Origin of the sequence: Paracraurococcus lichenis, from assembly GCF_030657435.1 — a bacterium.
In the GTDB taxonomy this organism is placed as follows: Bacteria; Pseudomonadota; Alphaproteobacteria; order Acetobacterales; family Acetobacteraceae; genus Paracraurococcus; species Paracraurococcus lichenis.
In genome coordinates this window covers 92,416-107,336 of record NZ_JAUTWS010000006.1, presented here as the reverse complement: position 1 = coordinate 107,336, position 14,921 = coordinate 92,416, and the positions used below count along the sequence as shown (strand labels likewise).

At 71.5% G+C, this 14,921-nt stretch carries 15 protein-coding genes; 11 read left to right on the top strand and 4 right to left on the bottom strand.

Going from position 1 to position 14,921, the window contains the following annotated elements; translation table 11 throughout:
• The first annotated feature begins 1 nt into the window (after nt 1).
• The 11 genes from Q7A36_RS08110 (at nt 2) to Q7A36_RS08060 (ending at nt 12,948) form a co-directional block, all read left to right on the top strand.
• Nucleotides 2–772: a class II aldolase/adducin family protein gene (locus tag Q7A36_RS08110; RefSeq protein ID WP_305103173.1), complete on the top strand. Its 771-nt coding sequence runs from the start codon at nt 2–4 to the stop codon at nt 770–772.
• Nucleotides 769–1,914 carry an ABC transporter ATP-binding protein gene (locus Q7A36_RS08105; RefSeq protein ID WP_305103172.1) on the top strand — a complete coding sequence of 382 codons (1,146 nt, stop codon included), beginning with the start codon at nt 769–771 and terminating at the stop codon, nt 1,912–1,914. The genes Q7A36_RS08110 and Q7A36_RS08105 overlap by 4 nt, the downstream gene beginning before the upstream one ends.
• Nucleotides 1,904–2,791, top strand: coding sequence for an ABC transporter permease (locus tag Q7A36_RS08100; protein WP_305103171.1), 888 nt, complete (start codon nt 1,904–1,906; stop codon nt 2,789–2,791). The genes Q7A36_RS08105 and Q7A36_RS08100 overlap by 11 nt, the downstream gene beginning before the upstream one ends.
• Nucleotides 2,791–3,576 (top strand): ABC transporter permease, encoded by a 786-nt coding sequence (locus Q7A36_RS08095; protein ID WP_305103170.1) that lies wholly within the window; start codon nt 2,791–2,793, stop codon nt 3,574–3,576. Before Q7A36_RS08100 ends, Q7A36_RS08095 begins: the two co-directional genes overlap by 1 nt.
• Nucleotides 3,577–3,927: 351 nt before the next feature.
• Nucleotides 3,928–6,450: a glycosyltransferase family 2 protein gene (locus tag Q7A36_RS08090; protein ID WP_305103169.1), complete on the top strand. Its 2,523-nt coding sequence runs from the start codon at nt 3,928–3,930 to the stop codon at nt 6,448–6,450.
• Nucleotides 6,447–7,841 (top strand): glycosyltransferase, encoded by a 1,395-nt coding sequence (locus Q7A36_RS08085; protein WP_305103168.1) that lies wholly within the window; start codon nt 6,447–6,449, stop codon nt 7,839–7,841. The genes Q7A36_RS08090 and Q7A36_RS08085 overlap by 4 nt, the downstream gene beginning before the upstream one ends.
• Nucleotides 7,838–8,941 carry a hypothetical protein gene (locus Q7A36_RS08080; protein ID WP_305103167.1) on the top strand — a complete coding sequence of 368 codons (1,104 nt, stop codon included), beginning with the start codon at nt 7,838–7,840 and terminating at the stop codon, nt 8,939–8,941. Before Q7A36_RS08085 ends, Q7A36_RS08080 begins: the two co-directional genes overlap by 4 nt.
• A gap of 248 nt (nt 8,942–9,189) precedes the next feature.
• Nucleotides 9,190–10,059: a 3-deoxy-8-phosphooctulonate synthase gene (gene kdsA / locus Q7A36_RS08075; RefSeq protein ID WP_305103166.1), complete on the top strand. Its 870-nt coding sequence runs from the start codon at nt 9,190–9,192 to the stop codon at nt 10,057–10,059.
• Nucleotides 10,056–10,802 (top strand): 3-deoxy-manno-octulosonate cytidylyltransferase, encoded by a 747-nt coding sequence (locus tag Q7A36_RS08070; protein ID WP_305103165.1) that lies wholly within the window; start codon nt 10,056–10,058, stop codon nt 10,800–10,802. Before kdsA ends, Q7A36_RS08070 begins: the two co-directional genes overlap by 4 nt.
• Nucleotides 10,799–11,812, top strand: a complete 1,014-nt coding sequence (locus Q7A36_RS08065) for a KpsF/GutQ family sugar-phosphate isomerase (RefSeq protein WP_305103164.1) — start codon at nt 10,799–10,801, stop codon at nt 11,810–11,812. Before Q7A36_RS08070 ends, Q7A36_RS08065 begins: the two co-directional genes overlap by 4 nt.
• Before the next feature lie 35 nt (nt 11,813–11,847).
• Entirely contained in the window at nt 11,848–12,948 is a 1,101-nt protein-coding gene (locus Q7A36_RS08060) for a tetratricopeptide repeat protein (RefSeq protein WP_305103163.1), read from the top strand.
• A gap of 49 nt (nt 12,949–12,997) precedes the next feature.
• Here the strand turns inward: Q7A36_RS08060 and Q7A36_RS08055 are convergent, their stop codons facing one another.
• From Q7A36_RS08055 to sufU, 4 genes are all read right to left on the bottom strand, one after another.
• Nucleotides 12,998–13,579, bottom strand: a complete 582-nt coding sequence (locus Q7A36_RS08055) for an acyloxyacyl hydrolase (RefSeq protein WP_305103162.1) — start codon at nt 13,577–13,579, stop codon at nt 12,998–13,000.
• A gap of 116 nt (nt 13,580–13,695) precedes the next feature.
• A complete protein-coding gene (locus tag Q7A36_RS08050; protein WP_305103161.1) occupies nt 13,696–14,067 on the bottom strand; it encodes a HesB/IscA family protein in 372 nt (123 codons plus the stop codon).
• A 16-nt stretch (nt 14,068–14,083) separates the two neighbouring features.
• On the bottom strand, nt 14,084–14,464 hold the full coding sequence (locus Q7A36_RS08045; protein ID WP_305103160.1) for an SUF system Fe-S cluster assembly protein: 381 nt from the start codon (nt 14,462–14,464) through the stop codon (nt 14,084–14,086).
• A complete protein-coding gene (sufU, locus tag Q7A36_RS08040) occupies nt 14,457–14,921 on the bottom strand; it encodes a Fe-S cluster assembly sulfur transfer protein SufU (protein WP_305103159.1) in 465 nt (154 codons plus the stop codon). Before sufU ends, Q7A36_RS08045 begins: the two co-directional genes overlap by 8 nt.

Genomic DNA, 14,921 nt, shown 5'->3' with positions numbered 1-14,921 from the left:
CATGCCCTTGCCGCCTCCCCCGAAGCGCCCCGATCCCGACCATGTCCCGACCGAGCAGGAACTGCGCGAGGACCTGGCCGCGGCCTACCGGCTGATCGCCCTGTATGGCATGACCGACCTGGTCTTCACCCATCTCTCCGCCCGCCTGCCCGGAGAGGGGCACCGCTTCCTGGTCAATCCCTACGGCCTGCTCTTCGAGGAGATCACGGCGTCCAGCCTGGTGGTGGTGGATGCCGAGGGCGAGCCGGCCCAGCCGACGGCCTGGCCGGTGAACCCGGCGGGCTTCGTCATCCATTCCGCCGTGCATATCGGCCGCGCCGATGCGCAATGCGTCATGCATACCCACACCCTGGCGGGCATGGCGGTCGCGGCGCAGCAGGGCAGCATCCTGCCGCTGAACCAGATGTCGATGGAGTTCGACGGCCGCGTCGCCATCCACGACTACGAGGGCGTGGCGGCGGACGACAACATGTCCGAGCGCGAGCGGCTGGTGAAGGACCTGGGCGATGCGCCCTGCATGATCCTGCGCCACCACGGGCTGCTGACCGTCGGCCGCACGGTGGCCGAGGCCTTCTACTGGATGTGGTACCTCGAGCAGTCCTGCCGCATCCAGCTCGCGGCGCAGGCGGGCGGCGTGCCGCTGGCCATCCCGTCGCGCGGCACGGTGGAACGCACGCGGGCGCAGTTCAGCACCGGGCCGACCAAGGGCTGGCTGCCCTGGCAGGCGCTCAAGCGGAAGCTCGACCGCGAGCAGCCGGACTACAAGGCGTGACGGTCGTCTCGCGCCCCGGCGCGCTGGCGCCCGATACGGCGGTCGGCACGGCGGCGCATGCGCTGGAGCTGCGGGACATCACCAAGCGCTACGGCGCCTTCACCGCGGTGGACGGCGTCTCGCTGCGAGTGGATCGCGGGCAGTTCCTGACGCTGCTCGGCCCCTCCGGCAGCGGCAAGACCACGATCCTGATGGCCATCGCCGGCTTCGTCGCGCCGAGCGCGGGCGCCGTGCTGCTGGACGGCCGCGACATCACCGGCCTGCCGCCGGAGCGGCGCGACTTCGGCATGGTCTTCCAGGGCTATGCCCTCTTCCCGCACATGACGGTGGCGGAGAACGTCGCCTTCCCGCTGCGGGTGCGCGGCCTGTCGCGCGCGGCGCGCGAGGAGAAGGTGCGCGCGGCCCTTGACCTCGTGCAGCTCTCCCGCTTCGCCGGGCGGCGGCCGGCGCAGCTCTCCGGCGGGCAGCAGCAGCGCGTGGCGCTGGCCCGCGCGCTGGTCTTCGACCCGGACCTGCTGCTGCTGGACGAGCCGCTCTCGGCGCTCGACAAGAAGCTGCGGGCGGAGCTGCAGGAGGAGCTGAAGGCGCTGCACCGCCGCATCGGCCGCACCTTCGTCAACGTCACGCATGACCAGGAGGAGGCGCTCTCGCTCTCCGACCAGGTCGCCATCCTGAACCATGGGAAGCTCGTGCAGGTCGGCCCGCCCGAGGCGCTGTATGAGCGGCCGCGCACCCGCTTCGTCGCCGACTTCCTCGGCAAGTCGAACTTCCTGCACGGCATGGTGCGGGAAGTGCGGCCGGACCATATCGCGCTGCAGGCCGGCGGCACGCGCCTGGTGCAGGCGATGCGCGAGGGGCATCCGGCGCCCGGCATGCCCGCGCTGCTGTCGCTGCGGCCGGAGAAGATCGCCCTGCTCGGCGAGGAGGACGGGGCGGAGAACGAGGTGACGGGCCGCATCGCCGCCTGGGCCTATCTCGGCGCCGGCTATGGCCTGACGGTCGCGACCGCCGATCTCGGCGAGATCCGCGTCGCCCTGCCCGCCTGGCGCGCGCCGATCGCGCCGCGCGAGGGGCTGCCGGTCCGGCTGGGCTGGTCGGCCGATGCCGCGGTGCCGGTGCTGGAGGATGCCGATGGCGGCTGAGGCGACGGCCCTTGCGGCCGCCGGGCCGCGCGCCGGCCTCGCCCTGCCCCGCGATGCCGGCTGGTATGCGCTGCTGCTGCCGGCCTTCCTGCTGATGACGGTGCTCTATGTCGCGCCGATCCTGCAGGTGCTGGCGATCTCGGTGACCGAGCCGGCGCCCGGCCTCGGCAATTACGAGCGGCTGCTGACCAATCCCGGCGTCCAGCGCGTCATCGGGACGACGCTGCGCATCTGCGTCATCACGACGGCGGTCTCGCTGCTGCTCGGCTATGCGCTCTCCTATGTCGTCACCCTCGCCTCGCCGCGGGCGCAGCGCTGGTGGCTGCTGGGCGTGCTGGTGCCGCTCTGGATCTCCGTCCTGGTCCGCGCCTTCGCCTGGGTCACGCTGCTGCGCCGCCAGGGGCTGGTGAACGAGGGGCTGCAATCCCTCGGCGTGATCGATGAGCCGCTGCGCCTGGTCTGGAACGAGTTCGGCATCGTCGTCGGCATGGTGCACTACATGGTGCCCTATGCCGTGCTGCCGATGCTGGCGGCGATGCGGGAGATCGACCCGCGGCTGCTCGCCGCCGCGCGCAGCCTCGGCGCCTCGCGCCTCGTCGCCTTCCGCCGCGTCTTCCTGCCGCTCTCCATGCCCGGGCTGGTCGCAGCGGGCGTGCTGGTCTTCATCGTCTCGCTCGGCTTCTACATCACCCCGGCGATCCTCGGCGGCGGCAAGACGCTGATGGCGGCCGAGTGGATCAAGCTGCAGATCCTCGACCTCGTGCGCTGGGGCATGGGGGCCATGCTGGCGACCGTGCTGGTGGCGGCGATCCTGGCGACGCTCGCGGTCTTCTCCCGCGTGGTGGATCTGCGGCGCATGTTCGGGGGCGGGCGGTGATGCGCGGCCATGGCGCCGGCCCCCTCGCCCGCACCATCGCCTGGGCGACGGTGATCTACCTGCTCCTGCCCATCAGCATCGTCGTGCCGGTCTCGCTGACCGACCGGCGCTACCTCTCCCTGCCGGCCGAATCGCTCAGCCTCCGCCACTACGCCAACCTGCTGGGCTCCGAGGCCTGGCTCGGCGCCATCTGGCAGAGCTTCTGGATCGCGACCGCCTCCACCCTGCTCGCCGTCGTCGCCGGCACGCTCTGCGCCATCGGCTGCTGGCGGCTCGCCCGCCGCAGCACCGAGGTCGTGCGGGCGCTGATGCTGCTGCCGCTGATCATCCCCTCCATCGTCTATGCCGTCGGCCTCTATCGCTGGTTCGGCAGGCTGGACCTGCTGGACCGCTTCCTCGGCGTGGTGCTGGCGCATGGCGTGACCGGCATCCCCTATGTCGTCATCACCGTCTCCACCGCCCTCGCGGCCTTCGACCCGCGGCTGGAGCAGGCGGCGCGCGGCATGGGCGCGAGCCTGCCGCAGACGCTGCGCTGGGTGATCCTGCCGCGGATCCTGCCCGGCATCGCCTCCGGCGCCATCTTCGCCTTCATCCATTCCTGGGACGAGCTGGTGCTGGTGCTCTTCATCGCCAGCCGCAACGTCTTCACCCTGCCCCGCAAGATCTGGGACGGCATCAACGAGAACCTCGACCCCACCATGGCGGCGGTCGCGGTGCTGCTGATCCTCTTCACCCTGCTGCTGCTGCTGCTCGACGGCGCGCTGCGGGCGCGGCGCGACCGCTAGGCGCCGCGCCGCCGGCGCGGCGGCGCGGCGGGCCGCACCCATCGGCGGCCCGATAATCCACTATAAGTTGAATATTCGGCGCGATCCTCCTCGCACGCGTTCTGCCAGGTCGCGTCATGGATAATGCACGCTCCGGTTTACGATCCGGTCACCTGTCCCCGGCACGGTCCAGTCATCGGACGCGGAGTCATCCTCTGCGGGACCGTTTTATTGATCTTGTATTTGCACATGGCGCGGCTCGTCGGCGGCATTACTGCCGCCTCGGCTGGCCACTGCGCAACCGGCTGACGGAGTGTCGAGCGACGTGGCCTTCCCTGGCATTCCCTCCCTGATGCCGTCGGAGCCGGCGCGATGAGCGCCGCCCAGTCCGCCATCCTGTCGGCCAGCGCCGAGGGGCATCGCGGCCGCATCGAGGCGGTCGAGATCGGCACGCGCTTCCTGCTGGTCAGCGGCTGGGTCGCCGGCCCGCAGGGCGGCGCGCCGGGCGTCGCCATCGCCCTCGACCTGCCCGATGGCAGCACGCGCCCGATCACCCGCTTCCTCCGCCGCAAGGACCTGGCGCAGCGCGGCATCGCCACCGAGCCCTGCGGCTTCCTGCTCGACCTGCCGCGGCCCGAGGGCGATGCGGAGGCGATCGCCCTGACGCTCCGCGCCGGCGAGGCGCCGCTGCTCTCGCAGCGCATCGCCGAGCTCGCCCCGCGGCATTTCCGCCCGCGCGGCCATCTCGACCATGTCTCGCCGGAGCGCCTGGCGGGCTGGGTCTTCGACCCCGCGCAGTGGCACGGGCCGGAGGAGGAGGCGCTGCTCGAGCTGGTGGTCGACGGCACAGAGCGCATCACCCTCCCCCTGAACGCCACCCGCCCGGACCTGCCCTTCAGCGGCGCCGCCGCCGGCCGCAGGCTCGGCTTCGAGCTCGGCCTGCAGGAGGTCGCGCGGCTGGTGCATGCGGCGGGGCTGGAACGCACGCTGCTCGAGGGCGAGCACGAATACGCGCTGCTCGCCGGTGGCCAGCGCATCGGCCTGCTGCAGGGCAGCAGCGCGCGGCGCGGCCGCATCATCCCGCGCGGCACGCGCCCGGCCGAGGCGCCGGCCCCGGCACCCGTGCAGACGGCGCCGGGCAAGCCCGAGCCCGACGGCTTCGTCGACTGGCACGGCTATTCCAAGGCGCTCGGCGGCTGGTTCTTCGGCGGCTGGGTGCGGGGCGAGACGCTGAAGGGCGTCGAGACCTGCCGCGCCGTCGCGCGCTTCGAGGATGCCGCAATCGAGGTCGAGGCCCCGGTCAGCGGCTATCCGCGCCCGGATGTCGAGAGCATCGGCATCGGCTACATCGCCTTCGTGCCCAGCGCCTCCGGCGATCCCGGGCTGCTGCAGGGGCTCGAGCTCAGCCTCGAGGCAGAGCGGAAGATCAGCCCCTCCCTCGGCACCGGACGGATGAAGGAGGCCGAGCTGCTGGCGCTGGTGCGCACGCTGCTCGGCGCCGAGACCCGCAAGCCGCGCACGCCGCTGCTGAAGGTGCTGGCCCAGCCCTCCTACCAGGGCGAGGACACGCTGGCGAAGCTGCCGGTGCCGGTGCATCTCGAGGTGGACGCGGTGCTCGCGGCACCCGGCGCCGGGCTGGTGCTGCAGGGCTGGTGCCTCGATCCGAACCGCGCCATCGCGGCGATCCGGCTGCGCGCGCGCGGCTTCCTCTCCGCCCCGCTGGCCGAGCGCTGGATCGCGACGGACCGGCCGGACATCCGCGACGCCTTCGCCGACCGCTACACCCTCGACCACGCGCGCCACGGCTACCTCGCCTACGTCGAGGCATCGACGCTCGAGTCGGGCGAGATGCATCTCGAGATCGAGCTCGAGAGCGGCGAGACCGGCTTCAAGCCGCTGCCGGCGCCGGGCGGCGGCGGCGCGGCGGCGATCCGCAAGCTGCTCGGCGGCATCCAGCTCGCGCCCGACGAGGTGGTGGACCGCTGCGACCGCGTGCTCGGCCCGCCGGTCGTCGCGCTGAACCGCCAGCGGCTGGCGACGGCCGGCCGGCCCTCGGTGGTCGAGGTCGGCACGCTGCCGGAGCGGCCGCGCTGCTCCATCATCATCCCGCTCTATGGCCGCATCGACTACCTGATGTACCAGTGCGCCCTGCTCTCCGAGCATGGGCTGGCGGCGGACGAGCTGGTCTATGTGCTGGACGATCCGCCGAAGAAGCAGGCGCTGATGGACCTGGCGCAGTCGGCCTACCGACGCTTCGGCATCCCGATGAAGCTGGTGCTGCTGCCGGAGAACCGCGGCTATGCGCCGGCGAACAATGCCGGCCTCGCGGAATGCCGGGGCGAGTACATCTGCTACCTGAACTCGGACGTCATGCCGCAGGAGCCGCGCTGGCTCGACCTGCTGATCGGCGCGCTCGAGGAGGATGCGACGCTCGGCATCACCGGCGGCTTCCTCACCTTCGAGGACGGCACGATCCAGCATGCCGGCATGACCTTCAAGCGCCTGCCGCAGCTCGGCAACTTCCCCTATGCCATGCATCCGGGGAAGGGCCGCAAGCGCGCGCCGTCGCGCGGGCTCAAGCGGGCGGAGGCGGTGACGGGCGCCTGCATGGTGCTGCGGCGCGACCTCGCGGCCGAGCTCGGCGGCTTCGACACCGACTACGTCATCGGCGACTTCGAAGATGCCGATCTCTGCCTGCGCATCCGCGCCAAGGGCCTGGACTGCGCGGTGCACGAGGATGCCGTGCTCTGGCATCTCGAGCGGCAGTCGCAGGGCACGCCGGGCAATTTCTGGCGGCACAACCTGACCCTCATCAACGGCTGGACCTTCGCCCGCCGCTGGGGCCACTGCTTCCCGGCGGCCTCGGCGGACACGACGGTCCTCCGCCTCGCATGACCCGCAAACCCCTGGAGGATGGCGCCGCGATGATCCGTGCCGCCCTGCGGAGCCGCCCGCGGCCCGCCGCCCTGCCGCCGGCAGGGCCCGAGTCCCGCACGCCGCCGGCGCCGCGGCGCACGCCGCTGCGCGTGCTGGTGATGTCGCACATGGACCCGCGCGTCTCCCGCGGCGGGGCCGAGATCGCGGCCTTCCAGCTCTACGAGTACCTGAAGGCGCAGTCCAACGTCACCGCCTGGTTCCTCGCCGCCGCGCCGGGCAAGATCGGCGAGCGGCTCGGCGTGCGCCTCATCCAGCCCTTCGGGCCGGACGACTATGCCTATGTCGGGCACGGCTTCGACCACTTCATCCATTCGAACTCCGACCCGGAATTCCCGCCGGAGTTCATCACCCTGCTGCGTGACCTGCAGCCGGACGTGGTGCACCTGCACCACTACACGAATTTCGGCATGGAGGCGCTGCTGCAGATCCGGCGCGCCCTGCCGGATGTGCGCATCGTCCTGACGCTGCACGAGTACCTCGCCATCTGCAACCACTTCGGGCAGATGGTGAAGCGGCCGAGCTTCTCGCTCTGCGACCGCTCGAGCCCGCGCGACTGCCACAAGTGCTTCCCCGAGATCTCCGAGCAGGACTTCTTCCTGCGCGAGCTCTTCATGAAGCGCTTCTTCCGGCTGGTGGACCACTTCGTCTCGCCCAGCCACTTCCTGATCGACCGCTATGTCCGCTGGGGCCTGCCGGCCGCGAAGCTCTCGATGATCGAGAACGGCATGCCGATCCGGCCGCAGGAGGACCGCCCGAACCGCTACCCGGACCTGAAGGACGGCCTGGTCGTCGGCTTCTTCGGGCAGATCTCGGGCCTCAAGGGCATCAATGTCCTGATCGAGGCAGCCGAGATGCTGCACGAGCAGGGCGTGACCAATGTCCGCATCGACGTCCATGGCGACCATTCCGGCCAGCCTGAACCCTTCCGCAAGGAATTCGAGGCCAGGCTCGCCAAGGCGCCGCCGAACTTCTCCTTCCGCGGCCCCTACGAGAACCGCCGCGTCGATGCGCTCATGCGCTCGGTCCACGCCGTGCTCGTACCCTCCATCTGGTGGGAGAACTCGCCCCTGGTGATCCAGGAGGCGCTGCTGAACCGCCGCCCCGTCATCTGCTCCGATATCGGCGGCATGGCGGAGAAGGTCCGCTACGGGCTGGACGGCTTCCACTTCCAGGCCGGCAGCGCCTTCTCCCTCGCCAACCTGCTGCGCAACCTCGCGGCGGAGCCGCAGCGCCTGCTCGCGCTGCAGGACACGATGGCGGTGCCGCCGACCATCGCCGAGACCGGCGCCGCCATGCTCGACCTCTACGACGCCACGCTGCGTCGGACAGCCAAGGAACAGGCCGCATGACCATTCGCGGATCCATCGACGCCCTCACGCCGCTCGACGCCACCGGCTGGTGCCATGACGACCGCCGGTCGGAGCCGCAGCTCGTCCAGGCCATGATCAATGGCGCGGTGATCGGCGAGGCGATCGCCGACCTGTCGCGGCCCGACCTCGCCGCGGCCGGCCTCGGCGACGGGCGCTGCGGCTTCCGGATCGAGTTCGGCGCCGCCATCGACCCGGCGCAGCTCGCCTTCGTCGTGGTCAAGCCGGACCATGGCGATGTCGAGCTGCCGCGGACCAACCTGACCGGCTTCGTCGATGCCTTCCGCGCCATGCGCGCGCGGCATCCGGGCGTCGGCTGGACGCGCAGCCTCTTCGGCGGCCTCTGGACCGACCGCGTCGATGCGCGCCGGCGCCTCGCCGGCCGGGTGGCGATCGGCGCCGTCTCGCCTCAGGCCGCCGGCCCGCTCGGCCGCTATATCGAGGCCGGGCATGTGGTGCTGCGCGACGCGCTGGCGCCGGTCGGGCTGGACGCGCGCACGGAGGAAGCGGTGGCCCGGCTGCCGGCCGGCGCGCTCTCCCCGCGCGGCAGCCTGGATGCGGCCGACGTGCTGACCGCCCTGCCGGGCGTGCTGTTCCGCGACGCCGCGCTCGGCCTGCTGCGCGGCGCCTTCGACGACAACCCGCTGGTCTGCCGTGCCGAGCTGGCGCGCGGCACCACCGATTTCGCGCAGCCGAGCACGGCGGAGCCGCTCCCCTCCCCGACCGAATGCGCCGCCATCGTCATGGGCATCGGCGAGGGCAGGCTGATGCTGGACGTGGTGCGCGACAGCCACGCCCTGCCGGAATTCACCACGGATGGCGTCTCCCGCTGGCTGGCCGGCGGCGTCGCCACCCTGGCGCTGGCCACCGCGACCGCGGCCTCGCTCGATACCGAACTGCTCGGCATGACCGACATGGCGGTCATCGCGCCGGGCACGCTCTACCGGCTGCGCGTGCCGGCGGGGATGACGGCGGTGGTGGCGCTGGCCACCCCGAACCGCCAGACCCCGCTGCGCTTCCTGACCGGCGAGTTCGGCGACTTCACGCTGCGGCACCCCTCCGGGGCCGTGCTGTCCCTGTGACGCGATCCGGCGGCCTGCCGCGCGGCTCCGGCCAGGCCGCCGGCTTCGGGGACGGCGTGCGGCCGCGCCGGCGCACTTCCACCGGCGGGCGGCACCGCCTAATTACACATCACCTCGACAGGCAGGGCCGCACCGCATCGGCCCGGCCGGCCGGACCTGCCCCGCTCCACGGCGCGCCCATGGCCATTGTTCAGTTCCTCAACCGGAAGGCGGAGGCCCGGTCCAGCCGGACCCGGTCCCGATAAGCGATGTCGAACAGAAAACCTGTCCTGGCTCCCTCCCCCGTCGTCGCGGCCGGCAAGGTCCGCTTCGCCAATGACGCGCCGATCGCCCTCATCGCCGGCCCCTGCCAGATGGAGAGCCGCGAGCACGCGCTCGAGATGGCGGAGGCGCTGAAGGGCATCTCCGAGCGGCTCGGCATCGGCCTGGTCTTCAAGGCCTCCTACGACAAGGCGAACCGCACCAGCCTCGGCGGCGCGCGCGGCATCGGCATGGCCGGCGCCATGGCGGTCTTCGCCGAGATCAAGGAGCGCTTCGGCCTGCCGGTGCTGACCGACGTGCACGAGCCCGGCCATTGCGGGCCGGCCGCGGAGGTGGTCGACATCCTGCAGATCCCGGCCTTCCTCTGCCGCCAGACCGACCTGCTGATCGCCGCCGCCGAGACCGGCCGCGTGGTGAACATCAAGAAGGGCCAATTCCTCGCGCCCTGGGACATGAAGAACGTCATCGCCAAGGTCACCGGCTCGGGCAATCCGAACGTGCTGGCGACCGAGCGCGGCACGAGCTTCGGCTACAATACCCTGGTCACCGACATGCGCGGCCTGCCGCAGATGGCGGCGATGGGTGCGCCGGTGGTGTTCGACGCCACGCATTCGGTGCAGCAGCCGGGCGGGCTCGGCGGCGCCTCGGGCGGGCAGCGGGAATTCGTCCCCGTGCTGGCGCGCGCCGCGGTCGCGGTCGGCGTCGCCGGCGTCTTCATCGAGACGCACGAGGCGCCGGAGCGCGCGCCGTCGGACGGGCCGAACATGATCGCGCTGCGCGACTTCCCGGCGCTCGTCCAGGACCTGATGGCCTTCGACCAGGTGGCCAAGGCCCGGCGGATCGTGCTGCCGGCATGAACCCGCTCGTCCTCATCCCGGCCCGACTGGCGAGCACGCGGCTGCCGGGCAAGCCGCTGCTCGACATCCACGGCCTGCCCATGATCGTGCATGTCCTGCGCCGCGCGCAGGAGGCCGATGTGGGCGCGGTCGCGGTCGCCACCGACACCCCGGCGATCGCCGAGGCGGTGCGCGACCATGGCGGCACGGCGGTGATGACGGGCGAGCACCACGCCTCCGGCTCCGACCGCATCTTCGAGGCGCTGCAGCGGCTGGACGCCGACGGCCGGCACGACGTGCTGGTGAACGTGCAGGGCGACCTGCCGACGATCTCCGCCGCGGCGATCTGCGCCTCGCTCGTGCCGATGGCGGAGCCGGAGGTCGCGCTTTCGACGCTGATCGCCGAGATTCACGAGGAGGCGGACCGCACCGCCTCCCAGGTCGTGAAGTTCATCGGCACCGCGCTCGGCGGGGGTCGGCACCGCGCGCTGTACTTCACCCGCGCGACCGCGCCCTGGGGCGAGGGGCCGCTCTGGCACCATATCGGCCTCTATGCCTGGCGGCGCACGGCGCTCTCGCGCTTCGTCGCGCTGCCGCCCTCCCCGCTCGAACAGCGGGAGAAGCTGGAGCAGCTTCGCGCGCTCGAGGCCGGGATGCGCATCGACGCCATGGAAGTCAACGGGGTCCCGCTCGGCGTCGACACGCCGGCGGACCTGGAGAAGGCGCGCCGTATGCTCGCGCCGCAGACGGGAATGTCAGCATGAACGCCCATATCGCCAATGCCGCGCTCCGCCGCAGCCCGGCCGATGCCAAGGCCATCCGAGCGGCGGGCCTGCGCACCCTCGAGATCGAGACCGCCGGCCTCGGCGTGCTGCAGCAGGCGATGCGCGGTCCGCTCGGCGATGCCTTCGTGCGCGCGGTGGAGACGATCCACGGCGCCGAGGGGCGGCTGATCGTCACCGGCATGGGCAAGAGTGGCCATGTCGGCAACAAGATCACCGCGACGCTGGCTTCCACCGGCACGCCCTGCTTCTTCCTGCACCCGGCCGAGGCGAGCCATGGCGACCTCGGCATGGTCACCCAGGGCGACGTCATCCTGGCGCTGTCCTGGTCGGGCGAGACCGCGGAGCTGCGCGACATCATCCACTACTCGCGCCGCCACCGCGTGCCGCTGATCGCCATCACCTCCGGCGCCGCCAGCGCGCTCGGCAAGGCGGCGGATATCCCGCTGATCCTGCCGAAGGTGGAGGAGGCCTGCCCGCACGGCCTGGCGCCCACCACCTCCACCACCCTCCAGCTCGCCCTCGGCGATGCCATCGCCGTGGCGCTGCTGGAGAAGCGCGGCTTCACCCCGGCCAATTTTCACCAGTTCCACCCCGGCGGGAAGCTCGGCGCGCAACTCCTGACGGTCGGCGATCTGATGAAGAAGGCGCCCGACCTGCCGCTGGTGCGCCAGGACATGGACATGGGCGCCGTCATCGTGGCGATGACCGGCCACAGCCTGGGCTGTGCCATCGTGGTGGACGAGGCCGGGGCGCTGGCCGGCATCATCACCGACGGTGACCTGCGCCGCCACATGGCGCCCGACATCATGCAGCGGAAGGCGACGGAGCTGATGACCCGCTCCCCGACCACGGTGGTGCCTGAGATGCTGGCGAGCGCGGCGCTGAAGGAGATGAACGACCGCAAGATCTCGGTCCTCGTCGCCCTCGACGGCAGCAAGCCGGTCGGCGCGCTGCACATGCATGCGCTGCTGCAGGCCGGCGTGGCCTGACGCGACGCCCGCAGACAAGACAGGTGGATTTCAGCATGACGGAACCGGCCGCCAAGGGCGCCGAATTGCGGTGGCGCGACCGCATCGTCCCGATCGCGGCGCTCCCGCCCGCGGGATGCGTGGAGCAGGTGAGGCTCGGCCTCGGCAGCTTCACCCTGTCCGGCTGGGTGCCGGCCCAGCCGGACGACCCTCTCCTGCCGCAGATCCTGGTGGTGCGCGCCGGCGTCGTGCGGGCGGAATGCCGCGCCGAACGCGCGGCGGGGGGGCGGCACGGCTTCGAGCTGCGCCTGCCGCTGGAGGTGGTCGCGGCGCCGATGGTCTTCGACTTCACCGTCTATGCCCTGCGGGCCGATGGCGCCGCGGTGCGGCTGCAGGCGGAGGGGCGCGCGGCGGCGGCGCTCGGATTGAAGCTCGCCTCGGTGCATGACTTCTATCGGCAGATCCAGACGCCCTCGACCCGGACCAGCGACCCGGAGATCCTGCTCTACGCCTCGGTCTATGCTTTCGAGCGCTTCGCCGGCGATTATCCGCTGAATGCCGGGGCGCTCTGCGTCCTCGGCTACCGGCTGCTGGACGCGCCCGGCCAGGAGCCGGAGCTGATGGCGCTCTTCGACGTGCAGAAGGAGCGGCTGCTCGGCCTCACGCCGACGCTGCCGGAGGGGCTGTTCCTCCGCTGGCACACCTCGATCCGCCTGGTCGCGGGCTACCTCGCCTATCAGCGCGGCCGCATCGCCGAGGCGATCGGGCATTTCGAGGCGATCGCGCATTTTGCCGGCGACCTGCCGAAATGGCCGACCGCCATGACCAATGTGCTGCTGGGCGGCTTCATCGCGGGCTACCTGCACTGGGAGCAGGGCGATGCGGCACGCGCCATCGCCTGCTGGTCGCAGGCGCCGGACATCCTGCGGCTGGGCGCGGGCCAGGCGCCGCTGCAGAATTTCTACGCCTATGGCGAGATCGCCAATGCCATCCGCGTGGCGCAGGAGAGCTTCGTCGCCCGCCGCATGGCGGAGGCGGGCGGTCCCATCGCCGATGCGGCCATCGGCCCGCCCGGCCGTCGGATCGAGCTGGAGAACCTGCCCTCCCCCATCGGGCGGCTGGTCCGGCAGCGCGCGGCGATTCGCAGCGCGGCCTGAGGGGCGCGAGGCCGACCCGGGACCGACCGGCCCCGGGTCATGCGCCATGCTACAGGGCGTAGCCGAGCCGGAGGCCGAGGCTGTTCAGCCCCTGGTTCCGGCGCGCGGTGCCGCCATTCGAGTCGTGGTCCACGAAGAAGGACACCGACCAGGTGCGGTCGATCTGATAGCCAAGCTCGCCGCCGACATGGAACAGCAGGTTGCCGCCGAGATCCTTGCGGTCCGGCAGGCGCCGGTCGTGCAGGCCGTCGTTGATCGAGCCGCCGAACAGGAAGTCGAACCGGATGCCGTCGCCGCGCCGGAACACGTCGCGCGCGAGCATGGTCGTCCAGGTCAGGCCGAAATAGCCCTTGCTGGTCTTGCCGTCGGTGTTCGCGGTGAAGCCGACATGCGGCCGCGGCTCCAGGACCCAGCGATAGAGCGGGTCCATCCCGGCGGTCCAGCGGGCCGGGACGGGGCTGGCGAAGAGCAACTCGCCGTTCACGGCGAAGCTGTCCTCCTTGGCACTCGGGTCGTGCCAGATGGCACCGCCGCGTATTTCGCTGAACAGCCCGCCCAGGCCCGCACCCGCATGGATTCGCGGCCCGGCCTCCTGCGCCAGGGCCACACCCGGCAGCCATAGGCCTGCCATGACCACGATAGCCGATCGCCGCACCGCCTTCTCCCCTGCAAGCATCATCATGAGCCTAGGGGAGCATGCCCCAGCGACCAATCAAGCACCAGCGAGGCGGTGCAACCGCTCGGGCGTCAGACGTGGAAGCTCTCGCCGCAGCCGCAGCGGCCCTTCTCGTTCGGATTGCTGAAGGTGAAGCCGGCGGACATCGCCTTCACCTCGTAATCCATGACGGTGCCGATGAGGAAGAGGCTGGCCTTGCTGTCCACCAGCACGGTCACGCCCTTGTCGGTCACCTGCTCGTCGCCCTTCTGCGGCCCGTCCACCCAGGACAGGTCGTAGGAGAGGCCGGAGCAGCCCTTGGTCTTGACCGAGATGCGCAGCAGCCGGCCTTCCTCGCCCGCGGCATAGAGCTTGCGCAGGCGCTCGGCCGCGCCCTCGGTCAGCGACATCAGCGGCGGCAGCGCCCGCTTCGGCCGGGCGGGCGGCGTGGTCGTGGTGCTCATGGCTCTGCGGCCCCCGTCAGTACATGTTGAGCGCGAGGCGGGCATCCTCGCTCATCCGGCCCTGGTCCCAGGGCGGATCCCAGACCACCTCGACCGCGACATCGGTCACGCCCGGGACCATGCGGATCGCCTCCTCCACCTGGCTCGGCAATTCCTGGGCCGAGGGGCAGGAGGGCGTGGTCAGCGTCATCTCGACCTTGACCTTGCCGTCATCGGCGATCTCGACGGCGTAGATCAGGCCGAGCTCGTAGATGTCGACCGGGATCTCCGGGTCGAAGACGGTCTTCAGCATGGTGATGACGGCATCCTCCTCCACCTTGGGGGTGGCGGGCGGCGTCTCGCCTTCCGGCGTCCAGGACCCGTGCGTCGCGGGCGTGGTGGTGGTGTCCTCACTCACTGCTCGCCTCCTTCGCCCCTTCGAGGGCGGCGTTCAGGGTGTGCCAGGCCAGCGTCGCGCATTTCACCCGGCTGGGAAACTCGTGCACGCCCGAGAGGGGCTGCAGCCGCTCCATCTCCTCCGACAGGTCGGCGCCGCAATCCGGGCAGGTGCCGGTCATGGCGAGTTCCCGGAAGCGGTCGGAGAGGGCATGCGCCTGCGCCGCCGTCTTGCCCTTCACCGTCTCCGTCAGGAGCGAGGCGCTGGCGGTCGAGATGGCGCAGCCGCGGCCCTGGAAGGCGGCATCGGCGATGGCGCCATCGGGCCCGAGCTTGAGGTAAAGCTCCAGCCGGTCGCCGCACATCGGGTTGTCGCCGCGCGCGGTGCGGTCCGCATCCTCGAGCCGACGGAAATTCCGTGGCTTGCGGCCGTGGTCGAGGATGACTTCCTGGTAGAGGTCGCGCAGGTCGTCGAACAT

Excerpts from the sequence above, each read along its gene's own strand:
- Q7A36_RS08110 (WP_305103173.1), top strand. The coding sequence starts at position 2 with ATGCCCTTGCCGCCTCCCCCGAAGCGCCCCGATCCCGACCATGTCCCG.
- Q7A36_RS08100 (WP_305103171.1), top strand. The coding sequence starts at position 1,904 with ATGGCGGCTGAGGCGACGGCCCTTGCGGCCGCCGGGCCGCGCGCCGGC.
- Q7A36_RS08095 (WP_305103170.1), top strand. The coding sequence starts at position 2,791 with ATGCGCGGCCATGGCGCCGGCCCCCTCGCCCGCACCATCGCCTGGGCG.
- Q7A36_RS08090 (WP_305103169.1), top strand. The coding sequence starts at position 3,928 with ATGAGCGCCGCCCAGTCCGCCATCCTGTCGGCCAGCGCCGAGGGGCAT.
- Q7A36_RS08085 (WP_305103168.1), top strand. The coding sequence starts at position 6,447 with ATGACCCGCAAACCCCTGGAGGATGGCGCCGCGATGATCCGTGCCGCC.
- Q7A36_RS08080 (WP_305103167.1), top strand. The coding sequence starts at position 7,838 with ATGACCATTCGCGGATCCATCGACGCCCTCACGCCGCTCGACGCCACC.
- kdsA (WP_305103166.1), top strand. The coding sequence starts at position 9,190 with ATGTCGAACAGAAAACCTGTCCTGGCTCCCTCCCCCGTCGTCGCGGCC.
- Q7A36_RS08070 (WP_305103165.1), top strand. The coding sequence starts at position 10,056 with ATGAACCCGCTCGTCCTCATCCCGGCCCGACTGGCGAGCACGCGGCTG.
- Q7A36_RS08065 (WP_305103164.1), top strand. The coding sequence starts at position 10,799 with ATGAACGCCCATATCGCCAATGCCGCGCTCCGCCGCAGCCCGGCCGAT.
- Q7A36_RS08060 (WP_305103163.1), top strand. The coding sequence starts at position 11,848 with ATGACGGAACCGGCCGCCAAGGGCGCCGAATTGCGGTGGCGCGACCGC.
- Q7A36_RS08055 (WP_305103162.1), bottom strand. The coding sequence starts at position 13,579 with ATGGCAGGCCTATGGCTGCCGGGTGTGGCCCTGGCGCAGGAGGCCGGG.
- Q7A36_RS08050 (WP_305103161.1), bottom strand. The coding sequence starts at position 14,067 with ATGAGCACCACGACCACGCCGCCCGCCCGGCCGAAGCGGGCGCTGCCG.
- sufU (WP_305103159.1), bottom strand. The coding sequence starts at position 14,921 with ATGTTCGACGACCTGCGCGACCTCTACCAGGAAGTCATCCTCGACCAC.